Genomic DNA, 12395 nt, shown 5'->3' on the forward strand with positions numbered 1-12395 from the left:
CTGGCGCTCACGGGTCCCATACCCGACGCGACACACCCACGGCGACCAGCTGACCTCGCGCAGCCGGCGCGCCCAGAGGTGCCACGCCCGGCCGAGACACGGCCGGTCGGCCCGCGCGGCCCGACCCAGGGGGCCGACGGGCCGGGCCGCGCGGGCAGGGCCGCGGTGAATGGCGGTGCGGGGTGGCGGCAGAGCCCGGGGTGACCGCGGCGCGGGGCCGGCCGGAGCCGCGGTGGCGGAGCCGGGTAGCGGCGGCCGGGCCGGCGGCCGGCCGGGGCGGGGTCAGGCGAGGCGGGGTCAGGCGGAGAGCCCGGCTTTGACCTGGCGGGAGACGTCGTCGGCCAGGACCTCGGCGGCGCCGGCGGCGATCCCGTCCAGGGCAAGCTTGGCGACCGTGGCCGGGTCGACCTTCTGGTCGGCCGGGACGAACGCGGCCATGTCGGTGTCCATGTAGCCGACGTGCAGCGCGGTCACCGTGATCCCCTTGGGCGCGAGCTGCTCGCGGGTCGCGTTGGTGAGCGCCCAGGCCGCCGCCTTGGTCGCCGAGTACGCCCCGAACCCGCCCGGGTGCAGCCAGGACAGCACGGAGAGCACGTTGAGCACCGCTCCCCCACCGTTGGACTCGATGACCGGGGTGAAGGCGCGGGTGACGGCGAGCGGACCGAAGTAGTTGGTCTCCAGCTCGGCGCGGATCAGGTCGAGGTCGCCGCCGAGCAGGTCCTGCCCGGTGGCGGCGCCGGCGTTGTTGATCACGAGGGTGGCGTCGGCGGCGGTCGCGGCGGCTTCGGCGACCGACGCCGGGTCGGTGACGTCGAGGCGCAGCGGGATCGCGCCGGGCAGGTCGATGCTCTGCGGGTTGCGGGCTGCGGCGTAGACCTTGGCGCCGCGTTCGATGAGCTGGGCGGCGAGGTGACGGCCGAGCCCGCGGTTGGCTCCGGTGACGACGGCGACGGCGTTGGTAAGTTCCATGCCGATTAGATTACGAGCGTCATCTAAAGCGCGCAAGGTAATAGATGACACACGTCATCTATAGTTGAGCGCATGGGACGGGTATCGCAGGCACAGGCCAGGGAAAACCGGGAGCGGATAGTCACGACGGCGGCCCGGCTCTTCCGGGAGCGGGGCATCGCCGGGGTCAGCGTCGCCGACGTGAGCGCGGCCGCCGGGCTGACCCACGGCGGCTTCTACAAGCAGTTCGAGTCCAAGGACGCGCTGGTCACCGAGGCCATCGCGCACGCTTTCGCCGAGCAGGCGAGTCGTGTCACGGGCGACGGCGAGACGGCCCGGCGGGCGTTCGTCCGTACGTACCTCTCGAAGGAACATCGGGATGAGCCCGGAGCGGGTTGCCCGACGGCCGGTTTTGCCGGCGATGTCGCACGCGAAGCGGGCGGCGAGGCGGCGCGGGAGACCTATGCCCAGGGGGTGGACGCCTATGCCCGCATGCTGGGCACCGAGGACGAGCCGAATCTGGCCGCGGTCAGCATGATGGTCGGCGCGCTGATCCTGTCCCGCGCCACCGCCGGCACCGAGATCTCCGAGAAGATCCTCGCCGCGGCACTGGCGTCACTGGGCGAGGGGTAGGCCCTTCTGAAGCAGGTCGAGCCCCTCGATCAGCTGCTCGAAGTCGGCCGGGCCGAGCGAGCTCCGACCGGTGATCCGGCCGGGCGGCAGCAGCGCCAGCACCACGCCGCCGATCGCGCCGGACATCGCCCGCACCCGGATGTCGCCGACCGGCAACCCGGAACGCTCGGCGATCATCTCGGCGATCAGGTCCAGCGCCTGGGCCATCTGGTTCATGGCCCGCATCCGCAGCTCCGGGACCTCACTGAACAGCCTCTGCCGGCGGCGCTCGCTCTCCCACACCTCGGGCGCGAGGTTGTAGAAGACGTCACGCAACGCCCGCCGGACGGCCTCGATCGGCGGCACCTCCGGCGGCATCGCCCGGATCGCCTCGACCAGCATCGGGTCGTAGTCGTCGATCAGGATCACGTCTTCCTTGGCCGGGAAGTAGCGGAAGAACGTGCTCGGCGAGACCTCGGCGGCCTCCGCGATCTGGTCCACGGTGGTCGACGCGTACCCCTGCTCCTCGAACAACCGCATCGCGTGCTCGCGGATGGCCGCCCGGGTCTTCGCCTTCTTGCGTTCGCGCAGGCTGGTCGGGGTCGCTGTCATACCCCCGATTCTGCCAGCACGGTCTCCGGCGCGGCCGGGGCCGGGCGCCGCGTGTGCCGGGGCAGGATCAGCGCGAGCAGCACCCCGGCCGCCGCGACCGACCCGGTGGTGACCAGCGCGACGTCCATGCCGTGGGTGAACGCGTGCCGGACCGTGTCCAGCATCCCCGGGTCACCGGCCCGCTGAGCGAGCGCGACCCCGGAGGCGGCGCTGTCCCGGACGGCCGAGGGCAGCCCGGCGGCGTCGATCTCGTCGCGGTACCCGGCGTTGAGCACGGTGCCGAGTACGGCCACCCCGATCGCGCTGCCGACCTGCCGCATCGCCTGGATCAGCCCGGATCCGACGCCGCTGCTCTCGGGGGTCAGTGCGGCCAGCGCCGCGTTCATCGACGGCGGCAGGGTGAGACCGAGGCCGAACCCGGTGACCGAGACCCAGGCCGCGACGTAGCCGTAACCGGAGTCCACGGCCGTGTTCGCGCCGGCGAACAGCGCTCCGGCGATCAGCGCCAGCCCGGTGCCGACGACGACCCGGGCGCCGAAGCGTCCGACCAGGCGGTCGGCCAGCCGGGCGCCGACCAGCAGGCCGCCGATCACCGGGAGCAGGCGCAGGCCCGTACCGAAAGCGTCGTGTCCGCCGACCGCCTGGAAGAACTGCGGCAGCGCGAAGAGCAGGCCGAAGAACGCGAAACTGGCGACCGTGGCCAGCACCGAACCGCCGGTGAAGCCGCGCGAGCGGAACAGGCCGAGGTCGATCAGCGGCGCCTGGGCACGGCGCTGCCAGAGGGCCAGGCCGATCAGGGCGACGACGCCTCCGGCGATCGTCAGGACCGCCTTCGGGTCACCCAGGCCTTTTTCACCCGCTTCAATGATTCCGTACGTCGTGAGCACCAGCCCCGCCGCGGAGAGCACCACCCCGCCCAGGTCCACCCGCCGTTCCCGGTCCCCGTGCGACTCGGGCACCCACGCGAACACCGCGAGCAGGCCGAACGCGACGATCGGCAGGTTGATCAGGAACACCGAGCCCCACCAGAAGTGGTCGAGCAGCCACCCGCCGAGCAGCGGCCCGAGCGGGATGCCGAGCGCGTTGGCGGTCACCCAGATGCCGAGCGCGCGCGGGCGTTCCCGCTCGTCGAAGACGACGGTGAGGACGGCCCCGATCAGCGGCATGATCACCGCCGAGGCCAGGCCGAGCACGGCCCGGGCGGCGATCAGCTGGCCGGTGCTGCCGGCCCAGGCGCACCAGGCCGAGGCCGCACCGAACAGCACGAGGGCGCCGAGCAGGAACCGCTTGCGGCCGTACCGGTCGCCGAGCATGCCGGCCGGCAGCAGCGCCGCGGCCAGGACCAGCAGGTACGAGTTGGTGAACCACTGCAGGTCACCGGTGGTGGCGTCGAGATCGTGAGCCAGCGTGGGCAGCGCCACGCTGAGGACCGTGCCGTCGAGTCCGACGGCGAGCGTGCAGAACGCCAGAGCGGCGAGCGCGAACCAGCGCGCCTTGGAAGTAGCCATGAAATGAGAGTAACTGTCAAAACATAGTGACTTCCAGTTTCCTCAGAGTCCTCTCAGGTTTGGGCGTGCCTTTCCCACAGATCTCTCATGTTGTGTGAGGATCATGAATGGGGATGTGGGGGTGGGGTTGACGTGAAGAAGATCCTGGGCTGGGTGCTGCTGTTCCTGCTGGTCTTCTGGATCGGCACGAACCCGGGCCCGGCCGCCGACGTGGCGCGCAGCATCGGCGACGGCGTCGCCACGATCTTCACCAACATCGGCACGTTCTTCGTCAACCTGGCCAACGGCTGAGACCAGGCCGGTGGCTGAGAGCAGGCCGGCGGCTGAGCCGGCCCGGCGGCTCCGATCTGGCGAACGGCTGAGGTGGCATCACCCCGGCAGCCCTCGGCGTCACCCGGTAGTCCGATGACGACTCCGAGTGACCAGCCCTAACGTCGGTCCAATCAGGATCTCCGCGCTCCGCCGACTTCCGGACTGACGCCGATGACAACCCTGCACGAACGCCCGGGGGCCACCCGCGCCCCGCTCTCGATGCCCGCCTACACGCGGTCCAGCGACCGCCTCAGCCATACGACCCGGTACCTGTGCAGTGCCGCCTTCGCGGTGCCCGGTTTCGCCGACCGGGTGGTCGGCGAGTTGATCGGCGAGATGCGGCGCTCGGTCCCGCCGTCGCACGGTTTCGACCTCGATCCGATCGTGCGCCAGTGTTTCCGGGTCCGTCGCCGCGACGCCCTGCAGCAGTTCTGCGCCTCGGTCCTGCTGCTGATCGCGTTCGTCCTGAACCCGCTGGTCGTACTCGTCGCGGCGTTCTTCGGCGTGCTGATCCGGATCTCCCGCTCGGCCACCCTCCAGCAACTGCTGAAACGCCTGCACCTCGGGTTCCTGCGATGGTGGATCTACTGGCTCCTGACCGGATCGGCGGTCGGCCTGGGCTACCTGGTGTGGACGTTCGTGCCGCACGGCCTGCTCGACGCGGCGGCCGGGGCCATCGGCGCCGACCACCCGTGGCCGTCCCTGATCGTCCTGCTCGGCGTCGTCGGGGTCTCCTACGGGTTCCGCCGCGACGACTACCGGATCATCACCACCGAGTTCGCGCCGGGCGCCGCCCACCAGCGCCGCAAGATGCGCGACACCCTGATCGAGGACCGCCTGGCCCAGATCGCCGCCGCTCAGCGCGGCAACGTGGTGGTGCACCACGAGGACCCGTTCATCGGCTGCGGCACGATCGAGCAGGCCTGGTCGTTCGCGATCACGCTGCGCCAGCGCGACGCGTCCGGCATCCGGCCCGAGCAGCCGGTGGCGATCGACCCGGTCGAGCTGAACAACCGGCTCAAGACCGCGATCGAGAACATGCGGGCCGACTGGCTGGACGAGGGTCAGCAGGTCACCGGCCTGTCGGTCCGGCCCTACGTGGTGGCCGACGGCGTCCGCGACGAGAAGGACCCGGTGATCGACCCGGTGTCGCGGATGCCGTACACGCTGGCCGACCCGAGCACCGTGGACACCATCGTCGCGTGCCCGCAGGGCGGCCTACGGCAGTACCTGCGCGTGGTCATCCCGGTCCGCGGCAAGGCCATCCACGACGAGAACGGCGACGTGATCCTCGACGCGCAGGCGCTGGGCATCTCGGTCAGCGCGTTCGTGCACGTCGCGGTCGAGGGCGGCATGCTCTACGCCGAGTTCCTGGGCACGGTCCAGGCGCCGCTGCGCCCCGAGTGCCGGCTGCCGGACACCCTGCGGCCGGAGAAGGCCGGGGCGTACGCGCTGGGCGGGGTCCTGCGCAACGCGATCGTGGACATGGTCGCCGGGCCGTACCGGCTGGCCCGGTCGTTGCGCCGGGCGATCCGGCTGCGACTGAACATGAACGGATCGGTCCGACGGGCGGCCGAGTTCCGCACCCACGACTACGGCGCCACGTTCAGCATCCGCGACCTCGCGTCGGCGCCCGACCTGGACAGCTTCCTGCAGCGCCTCGACGGCATCAAGTACGTGAAACTCGTCGACCGGATCGCCGGCGAGGCGATCATCGACTACCTGGTCGCGCGGGGCGTCGACCCGCTCGAATTCCGCCAGGCGATCAACCACATCACCGAGCAGAACACCAACATCCAGATCGGCACCGTCTCGGGCGGGCAGAACAACTTCGGCGGCAGCGGGAACACGTTCAACAACGGAGGCACCCGGAATGGCTGAACGACCCTCGATCAAGATCGGCAACGTCAACGGCGGCCAGAACAACTTCGGCGGCGACCATAACACCTTCAACCAGCAGGTCAACGGCCTCACCGCGACCCAGGTGGCCGACCTGCTGGGCCGGGTCCGCAACGACCTCGGCGCGTTTCCCGACCCGGTGGCCGCCGCCAGGACCCTGGACGAACTGCAGGCGGCGCCGGCGGCCGAGCTCACCCGCACCAGCCGTTTCCGCACCCTGCTGGAGGACCTCAAGGAGGTGGCCGGGCCGAGCACGGACGCACTCGCCGCGCTGACCGCCCTGATCGCCGCCATCCACGGCGTCGTCGGCTGACGACGCCGGCCCCGGTCGCCGGTGGCCTCCTCAGATGCCCTGCCGGTCCCGCACCGGCAGGCCGAGCTCACCAGCGACCGGATTCCACAACGACAGGAATTGCACTTTGGCGGTGCCGGCGACCTGTGACTCATCGTCGCCGGCGATCCGCTGGAACTCCGACGAGGAGGTATCCCGGCAGCCGTTCGCCTGCTTCTGCTGAGCCCATTTGACGTAATACTTGTCGGCGTTCAGAGAATGCGCGAGCGCCGAGTCCAGCGCGCCCCGGACAGCCTCACCGTTCGGAATCCCGGACAGATCCAGAACCTTCAGATCCGCCCGTTCCTGATTCCGTTCGGTACCGACCTCACGCAGTCGTGCGATCGCCCCGGCCAGGCCGGAACAACGGAACACCGCACCGTTCGCCTGGGTGAGCTTGTCACGGCTCTGCTTGCTGCGCACGAGCAGCCGATCCAGCGCCGCCCCCTGAGCCCCACGATCGACGACAGGCGCGGCACTCGTCGCCGCAGTCGTCGCAAAGTCGCTCGTCGGAGCAGTATATGCGCTGGTCAAAGGCGGATTTGTCGGCGCCGGAGCGGCGTTGCCACCGTCCCGGGAGGCCAGCACCACACCACCGATCGCACCGGCCAGCGCCAGCACCGCCACCCCGACGAGCACCGGCTTGCCGAGCGGACGAGGCTCGGCCATCCGATCCTGAAAACCCGGCTGCACCGGCGTCTCGTCATCGTCGTAATCACCGGCCGTGACCGCCGCCGGCCGCGGCGCGGGCTGCCGCGGAGAAATCACCGCGGTCGGCGATTCCCGCAGCTCGTTCTCACAATTGTCGCAGTAGTCGAGCGACGGGTCATTGTCGAGACCACAGACCTCGCACCTCATTCCCGGAGCATAACGACATCGACGACAGTCACATAAGGAATGATGCGGTCCACATTCCCTGGACGATCAGTCGGCCCGCGTCACCCGGTCGGCCCCTTCAAAATCACATTCAAGATCTTCATGTCCCAGGTCCGCCGTGGTCCGGATCGTCGCTCCCGTGGGGACCCTTCCGACCCTCGCAGGCCGCTGGCGCGGCCAGAACGCGAGGCCCGAAAGGGCGACGTCCGCTGCTGGTCGCGGTCAAACCACAAAACCCCGGACGCGGGCCGCCCTGATCCTGCGCCTGACCCGCTGCCGGGACGAACGAGACGCGGCCCCGGGTGGGGCCGCGTCTCGCGGAACAACAGGTCAGACCGTGCGGGCCAGGCGGTCGGCGAGGAGCTTGGCGAAGCGGGCCGGGTCCTCCAGGTCACCGCCCTCGGCCAGGAGCGCGGTGCCGTAGAGGAGCTCGGCGGTCTCCGGCAGCGCCGGGTCCTCCGCGCCCTTCTCGTGGGCCGAGCGCAGCCCGGCGACCAGCGGGTGGTTCGGGTTGAGTTCGAGGATCCGCTTGACCCGCGGCCCCTCCTGGCCCATCGCCCGGTACATCTTCTCCAGCGCCGGGGTGATGTCGTCCTGGTCGCTGACCAGGCACGCCGCCGACGTGGTCAGGCGGTGCGAGAGGCGCACCTCCTTGACCTGCTCGTCGAGTTTCTCCTTGAGGAAGCCGAGCAGGGGGGCGAAGTCACCCTCGGGTTCCTTCTCCTCCTCGTCCTTCTTCAGGTCGACCGATCCGCGGGCGATGGAGCGCAGCTTCTTGCCGTCGAAGTCGGGGACCGCGTCGACCCAGATCTCGTCGACCGGGTCGGTGAGGATCAGCACCTCGTAGCCCTCGGCGGCGAACGCCTCCATGTGCGGCGAGTTGACGACCTGGGCGCGGGACTCACCGGTCAGGAAGTAGATCTCCTCCTGGCCCTCCTTCATCCGCTCCACGTAGGCGGCCAGGGTGGTCGGCTCGTCCTGCGCGGTGGTCGCGAACGACGCGATCTCCAGGATCGGCTTGTGGTTGTCGGGCTCGCTGAGCAGACCCTCCTTGACCGCCCGGCCGAACTCGCGCCAGAACGTCGCGTACTTCTCCGGGTTGCTGCTCATCAGGTCCTTGATCGTGGACAGGACCTTCTTGACCAGGCGACGGCGGATCATCTGGATGTGCCGGTCCTGCTGCAGGATCTCGCGGGAGATGTTCAGCGACAGGTCGGCCGCGTCGACGACCCCCTTGACGAAGCGCAGGTAGTCCGGGATCAGTTCCTTGCTGTCGTCCATGATGAAGACGCGCTTGACGTAGAGCTGCAGGCCGCGGCGGGCGTCGCGCTGGAACAGGTCGTGCGGAGCGCGCGACGGGATGAAGAGCAGCGCCTCGTACTCGAAGGTGCCCTCCGCCTTCATGTTGATGATTTCGAGCGGGTCGCTCCAGTCGTGGCTGATGTGCTTGTAGAACTCGTGGTACTCCTCGTCGGTGACCTCGCTGCGCGGGCGGGCCCAGAGCGCCTTCTGCGAGTTCAGCGTCTCGTCGCCGAGCCGGATCGGGAACGAGATGAAGTCCGAGTACCGCTTGACGATCTCCTTGATCCGCCACTCGTCGGCGTAGTCGTAGAGCGCGTCCTCCTCGTCCTTGGGTCGCAGCTGCAGTGTGACCGTCGTCCCGATCGGCGCGTCCGGCTCGTCGTCGATCGTGTACGTGCCCTCGCCCGCGGATTCCCAGCGCGTGCCGTGCCCCTCGGTCCCGGCCTTCCGGGTCACCAGCGTGACCTTGTCGGCGACCATGAACGTCGAGTAGAACCCGACGCCGAACTGGCCGATCAGCTCGGCGTCGCCCTTCTTCTCGGACGCCTCCTTGATCTTGGCCAGCAGCTCGGCCGTCCCGGACTTGGCGATCGTGCCGATCAGCGCCACGACCTCCTCGCGGGTCATGCCGATGCCGTTGTCCCGCACGATCAGCGTGCGCGCCTCGGTGTCCGCCTCGATCTCGATGTGCAGGTCGGAGGTGTCCGCCTCCAGCCCGTCCTGCAGCTTGGCCAGGCGCAGCTTGTCCAGCGCGTCGGACGCGTTCGAGATCAGCTCACGCAGGAAGATGTCCTTGTTCGAATAGATCGAGTGGACCATCAGCTGCAACAGCTGGCGCGCCTCGGCCTGGAACTCCAACGTCTCCATCGTCACCCGTTTCCGTCCTTGTCCGGTGTCTCAGGGCGATCGTATGACGACGCCGTCACGCTCCGGTCAGCACCACAGGTAGACGCCGCCTCCGGGGCGAAACCCGGCCGGCCGCAACCCTGATCCGTTCCGGTCAGCGCTGCCATCCGCCGACCTCGCGGGCCACCGCCCGGGGCTCGTCAGCGGGTTTGTTGCTCTGACCGCAACCAAAAGACCACGTCGCCCTTGCGGGCCTCGCGTTCTGGCCGCGCCAGCGGCCTGCGAGGGTCGGAAGGGTCCCCGCGGGAGCGACGATCCGGACCACGGCGGAGATAGGCAATGAAAAATTTGATCTTGGGGTTGACGCGGCGCGGAAGGGGTCCGCGCCGCGTGCTGGGCTCAGGCGGACCTGGCCGGCGGGATCGCCTCCGGGATTTCCGCGACTCCGGTGGGGTCGGCGGTCTCCGGGGACGGGGTCCGGCCGGGGGCTCCGTTGAACAGGAGGTTCAGGAGGAAGACGACGATGACCGTGGTGGTGATGCTGCTGCCGAAGATGATCTGGAGCTCGTCGGGCAACTTGGCGTAGAAGTTCGGGGCGACCACCGGGACCATGCCGGCGCCCAGCGAGACCGCGATGATCAGCAGGTTCTGCGTGCCGTCGAACTCGACGCGGCGCAGGCTGCGGATGCCGACGGCGGTGACCGTGGCGAACATGACCAGGGCGGCGGCGCCGATGACCGGGCCCGGGATCGCGGCGATGATCTCGCCGAGCTTGGGGATCAGGCCGAGCAGGACCAGGATGATGCCGGCCGCGGTGACCACGTAGCGGCTGCGGACGCGGGTGACCTGGACCAGGCCGACGTTCTGGGCGAACGCGGTGTCCAGGAACGAGTTGAAGACGCCGGCCAGGATGCCGGAGAGGCCGTCGGCGGCCAGGCCGCGGGCGACGTCATTTTCGGTCGGGCGCTTGCCGACCGCCTCGCCGACGGCGATCATGTCGGCGGTCGACTCGACGTAGATGACGAGCATCACGATGCACATCGAGACGATCGCGGCCGCCTTGAACTCGGGCGGGCCGAAGTAGAACGGTTTGGCCAGGCCGAACCAGTTGGCGTCGCCGACGCCGGAGAAGTCGCTCAGGCCCATGATCGACGCGACGATCAGGCCGAAGACCAGGCCGATCAGCACCGACAGGGAAGCCAGGAAGCCGCTCGTGAAGCGGTTGATCAGGACGATCAGCAGGATGATCGCGCCGGACAGGGCGAGGTGGCTGAGCTGCCCGTATCCGGGGGCGCTGTCGTCGTTGCCGGCGATCAGGCCGGCCCCGGCGTCGATCAGCGAGAGCCCGATGATCGTGATCACCGTGCCGGTGACCAGCGGCGGGAACAGGTGGATGATCTTCGCGAACGGCTTGGCGATCAGCAGGCCGAAGACGCCGGAGGCGAGGATCGCGCCGTAGACGGCCGGCATGCCGTACTTGGCGCCGATCAGGATCATCGGGTTGAGCGCGGCGAACGTGGCCCCGGCGACGACCGGGAGGCGCACGCCGAGGATCTTGCCGATCCCCAGGCTCTGGATGACGGTGACGATGCCGGCCACGAACAGGTCGGCGTTGACCAGGACGGCGATGGTCGAGCCGTCGAGTTTGAGCGCGCCGCCGACGATGAGCGGCACGGCGACGCAGCCGGCATACATGACGAGGACGTGCTGCAGGCCGAGCACGGCGAGCCGGCCGAACGGCAACCTCTGGTCGACCGGGTGCTTGGTCGTGACCGCTGTGGACATGCGAAACCCTTCCGGGTGGAAGCAACGTTTCGCGGATTCTGGATATCGAATGTTTTCTACAGAGGTCGGCGCGTAACGACCTCGTGAATTTGGTATACCAATAACTCAGCAGCCGGGGCCGGCCGCCCGCCCCTTGACGATCCGGTAGCGGGTGATGTCCCCGTCGACATAGGGCTTGAGCTGCGCGATCGACGTCGGGTCGGTGCCGTTCACAGCGATGAACCCGACGATCGCGGTCTCCACGGTCCGGCACGTCGCCTTGTCGGCCACCACCTGCGCGTTCGCCTGAAGTTTGTCCGGGTTTAACGCTGCGTAAGACACACCGGAAACACTCACCGTAACTGCTGCTGCCATAGCCAACTCGATCAACCGCACGTGAGCAGGCTAGTGATCATCACTGGGCGTCACAGTGGCCCGTTCAGGCAAGATCATGGGTACGGAAAGCGACTGTGCCATTCCAGGCGAATGAATCCGCATGAGGCTTTACCGGGCACCCGTCGCGTTTATACCGTGATTACTCGCAGCAACGGTTTGATAGCGCTGGAGGAACCCCATGCGTCGTGCCGCTGTCGTTCTCGCCGTCCTCGTCGCCGGTCTCTGGATCGCCGCGCCGGCCCAGGCGTTCGCCCACAACAACGTTCACAACACCTACTTCCACGCCGTCCTCGACGCACTGACCCTGCTGGTCGTGTCCGCGCCGGTGTGGACGGCGATGCTGTGGACCGGCCGCCGCCGGTGGCTGATGGCCGCACTGATCGCGGTCGTCCAGATCCCGGTCGCGGTGATCGGATTCGTACCGATCGTCAACCCGTACCTGCACCTGGCCCTGTTCCTGGTGGCCATCGGGCTGACCGCGGTCTCCCTGCGCGTCGTCCGCAACCAGTCACGCGCCGCCGTGCCCGCCACGGACACCGGCCGCTGACCCCGAGCCGCATCCCGCGCGCACCCATTCGCCCGTGGGCGCGCGAACGGCCAGGCCGATCACGGCCTGGCCGTGCTTGATCATCCGCACCTGGGGACACCCGGCTTGCGCCGGAAACCAACCCCCCGATTCATTACGTACGGCGTTGTGCCGGCAATGCTCCTCGTCCACGTAACCCCAGGCGAGCAGCAACTCCTCGCCGTCGAACGAGTAGCGGCCCACGCTCGCGATCCGGTCGCCCTCGGGGCGCCGGAAGAACTCGGCCCTCAGCCCCGGCACCTTCGTGCCCTCGAACGACGCGTCCGGTTCGGTCCGATGTGCCTCGAACTCCGACATTTCCGGTAAATCCACGTGACGGAGTCAATCACAGGCACGGCCGCGACCTCGGGAACTCGGCGGTTCCGACCCTCGATCGCTCAGCGGGCGCAGTTTGTTCACATTG

Annotated in this window: 13 protein-coding genes; 5 read left to right on the forward strand and 8 right to left on the reverse strand. The window is 69.0% G+C overall.

What is annotated here, in order from left to right:
• Nucleotides 1-297 precede the first annotated feature (297 nt).
• Complete coding sequence (locus tag ACSHV8_RS27505; protein WP_436520096.1) at nt 298-969, reverse strand: SDR family oxidoreductase; 672 nt, start codon at nt 967-969, stop codon at nt 298-300.
• A 72-nt stretch (nt 970-1041) separates the two neighbouring features.
• Between ACSHV8_RS27505 and ACSHV8_RS27510 the strand changes: the two genes are divergently transcribed.
• Nucleotides 1042-1581 carry a TetR/AcrR family transcriptional regulator gene (locus tag ACSHV8_RS27510; protein ID WP_436520098.1) on the forward strand — a complete coding sequence of 180 codons (540 nt, stop codon included), beginning with the start codon at nt 1042-1044 and terminating at the stop codon, nt 1579-1581.
• Here the strand turns inward: ACSHV8_RS27510 and ACSHV8_RS27515 are convergent.
• Nucleotides 1564-2172: a TetR family transcriptional regulator gene (locus ACSHV8_RS27515; protein ID WP_436520100.1), complete on the reverse strand. Its 609-nt coding sequence runs from the start codon at nt 2170-2172 to the stop codon at nt 1564-1566. The genes ACSHV8_RS27510 and ACSHV8_RS27515 overlap by 18 nt on opposite strands.
• Complete coding sequence (locus ACSHV8_RS27520) at nt 2169-3680, reverse strand: MFS transporter (RefSeq protein ID WP_436520102.1); 1512 nt, start codon at nt 3678-3680, stop codon at nt 2169-2171. Before ACSHV8_RS27520 ends, ACSHV8_RS27515 begins: the two co-directional genes overlap by 4 nt.
• Before the next feature lie 132 nt (nt 3681-3812).
• Between ACSHV8_RS27520 and ACSHV8_RS27525 the strand changes: the two genes are divergently transcribed.
• From ACSHV8_RS27525 to ACSHV8_RS27535, 3 genes are all read left to right on the forward strand, one after another.
• A complete protein-coding gene (locus ACSHV8_RS27525; protein ID WP_436520104.1) occupies nt 3813-3971 on the forward strand; it encodes a hypothetical protein in 159 nt (52 codons plus the stop codon).
• Nucleotides 3972-4163: 192 nt separating this feature from the next.
• A complete protein-coding gene (locus ACSHV8_RS27530; RefSeq protein ID WP_436520106.1) occupies nt 4164-5873 on the forward strand; it encodes a hypothetical protein in 1710 nt (569 codons plus the stop codon).
• The gene (locus ACSHV8_RS27535; RefSeq protein WP_436520108.1) at nt 5866-6204 is read left to right on the forward strand and encodes a hypothetical protein; all 339 of its coding nucleotides are present in this window, start codon (nt 5866-5868) and stop codon (nt 6202-6204) included. The genes ACSHV8_RS27530 and ACSHV8_RS27535 overlap by 8 nt, the downstream gene beginning before the upstream one ends.
• Nucleotides 6205-6234: 30 nt before the next feature.
• Here ACSHV8_RS27535 and ACSHV8_RS27540 read toward each other — a convergent pair whose 3' ends face one another.
• The 4 genes from ACSHV8_RS27540 to ACSHV8_RS27555 all read right to left on the reverse strand — a co-directional run bounded on the left by ACSHV8_RS27540 (nt 6235) and on the right by ACSHV8_RS27555 (nt 11406).
• The gene (locus ACSHV8_RS27540; protein WP_436520110.1) at nt 6235-7080 is read right to left on the reverse strand and encodes a hypothetical protein; all 846 of its coding nucleotides are present in this window, start codon (nt 7078-7080) and stop codon (nt 6235-6237) included.
• Between the two features lie 348 nt (nt 7081-7428).
• Nucleotides 7429-9273 (reverse strand): molecular chaperone HtpG, encoded by a 1845-nt coding sequence (gene htpG, locus ACSHV8_RS27545; RefSeq protein ID WP_436520112.1) that lies wholly within the window; start codon nt 9271-9273, stop codon nt 7429-7431.
• A 372-nt stretch (nt 9274-9645) separates the two neighbouring features.
• Entirely contained in the window at nt 9646-11031 is a 1386-nt protein-coding gene (locus ACSHV8_RS27550) for a nucleobase:cation symporter-2 family protein (RefSeq protein ID WP_436520114.1), read from the reverse strand.
• Nucleotides 11032-11136: 105 nt separating this feature from the next.
• Nucleotides 11137-11406: a hypothetical protein gene (locus ACSHV8_RS27555; RefSeq protein ID WP_436520116.1), complete on the reverse strand. Its 270-nt coding sequence runs from the start codon at nt 11404-11406 to the stop codon at nt 11137-11139.
• A gap of 178 nt (nt 11407-11584) precedes the next feature.
• Here ACSHV8_RS27555 and ACSHV8_RS27560 point away from each other — a divergent pair, with 178 nt between their 5' ends.
• Entirely contained in the window at nt 11585-11953 is a 369-nt protein-coding gene (locus ACSHV8_RS27560) for a hypothetical protein (protein WP_436520118.1), read from the forward strand.
• Here ACSHV8_RS27560 and ACSHV8_RS27565 read toward each other — a convergent pair.
• Nucleotides 11915-12304 carry a hypothetical protein gene (locus tag ACSHV8_RS27565; protein ID WP_436520120.1) on the reverse strand — a complete coding sequence of 130 codons (390 nt, stop codon included), beginning with the start codon at nt 12302-12304 and terminating at the stop codon, nt 11915-11917. The two genes, ACSHV8_RS27560 and ACSHV8_RS27565, sit on opposite strands and share 39 nt — an antisense overlap.
• Nucleotides 12305-12395 lie beyond the last annotated feature (91 nt).

The sequence above is a fragment of the Actinoplanes sp. HUAS TT8 genome (assembly GCF_051380535.1).
Classification (GTDB): Bacteria; Actinomycetota; Actinomycetes; order Mycobacteriales; family Micromonosporaceae; genus Actinoplanes.

Coding starts and splice junctions, on each gene's coding strand:
- ACSHV8_RS27530 (WP_436520106.1), top strand. CDS start 4,164: ATGACAACCCTGCACGAACGCCCGGGGGCCACCCGCGCCCCGCTCTCG.
- ACSHV8_RS27560 (WP_436520118.1), top strand. CDS start 11,585: ATGCGTCGTGCCGCTGTCGTTCTCGCCGTCCTCGTCGCCGGTCTCTGG.
- ACSHV8_RS27550 (WP_436520114.1), bottom strand. CDS start 11,031: ATGTCCACAGCGGTCACGACCAAGCACCCGGTCGACCAGAGGTTGCCG.
- ACSHV8_RS27510 (WP_436520098.1), top strand. CDS start 1,042: ATGGGACGGGTATCGCAGGCACAGGCCAGGGAAAACCGGGAGCGGATA.
- ACSHV8_RS27505 (WP_436520096.1), bottom strand. CDS start 969: ATGGAACTTACCAACGCCGTCGCCGTCGTCACCGGAGCCAACCGCGGG.
- ACSHV8_RS27520 (WP_436520102.1), bottom strand. CDS start 3,680: ATGGCTACTTCCAAGGCGCGCTGGTTCGCGCTCGCCGCTCTGGCGTTC.
- ACSHV8_RS27515 (WP_436520100.1), bottom strand. CDS start 2,172: ATGACAGCGACCCCGACCAGCCTGCGCGAACGCAAGAAGGCGAAGACC.
- ACSHV8_RS27535 (WP_436520108.1), top strand. CDS start 5,866: ATGGCTGAACGACCCTCGATCAAGATCGGCAACGTCAACGGCGGCCAG.
- ACSHV8_RS27540 (WP_436520110.1), bottom strand. CDS start 7,080: ATGAGGTGCGAGGTCTGTGGTCTCGACAATGACCCGTCGCTCGACTAC.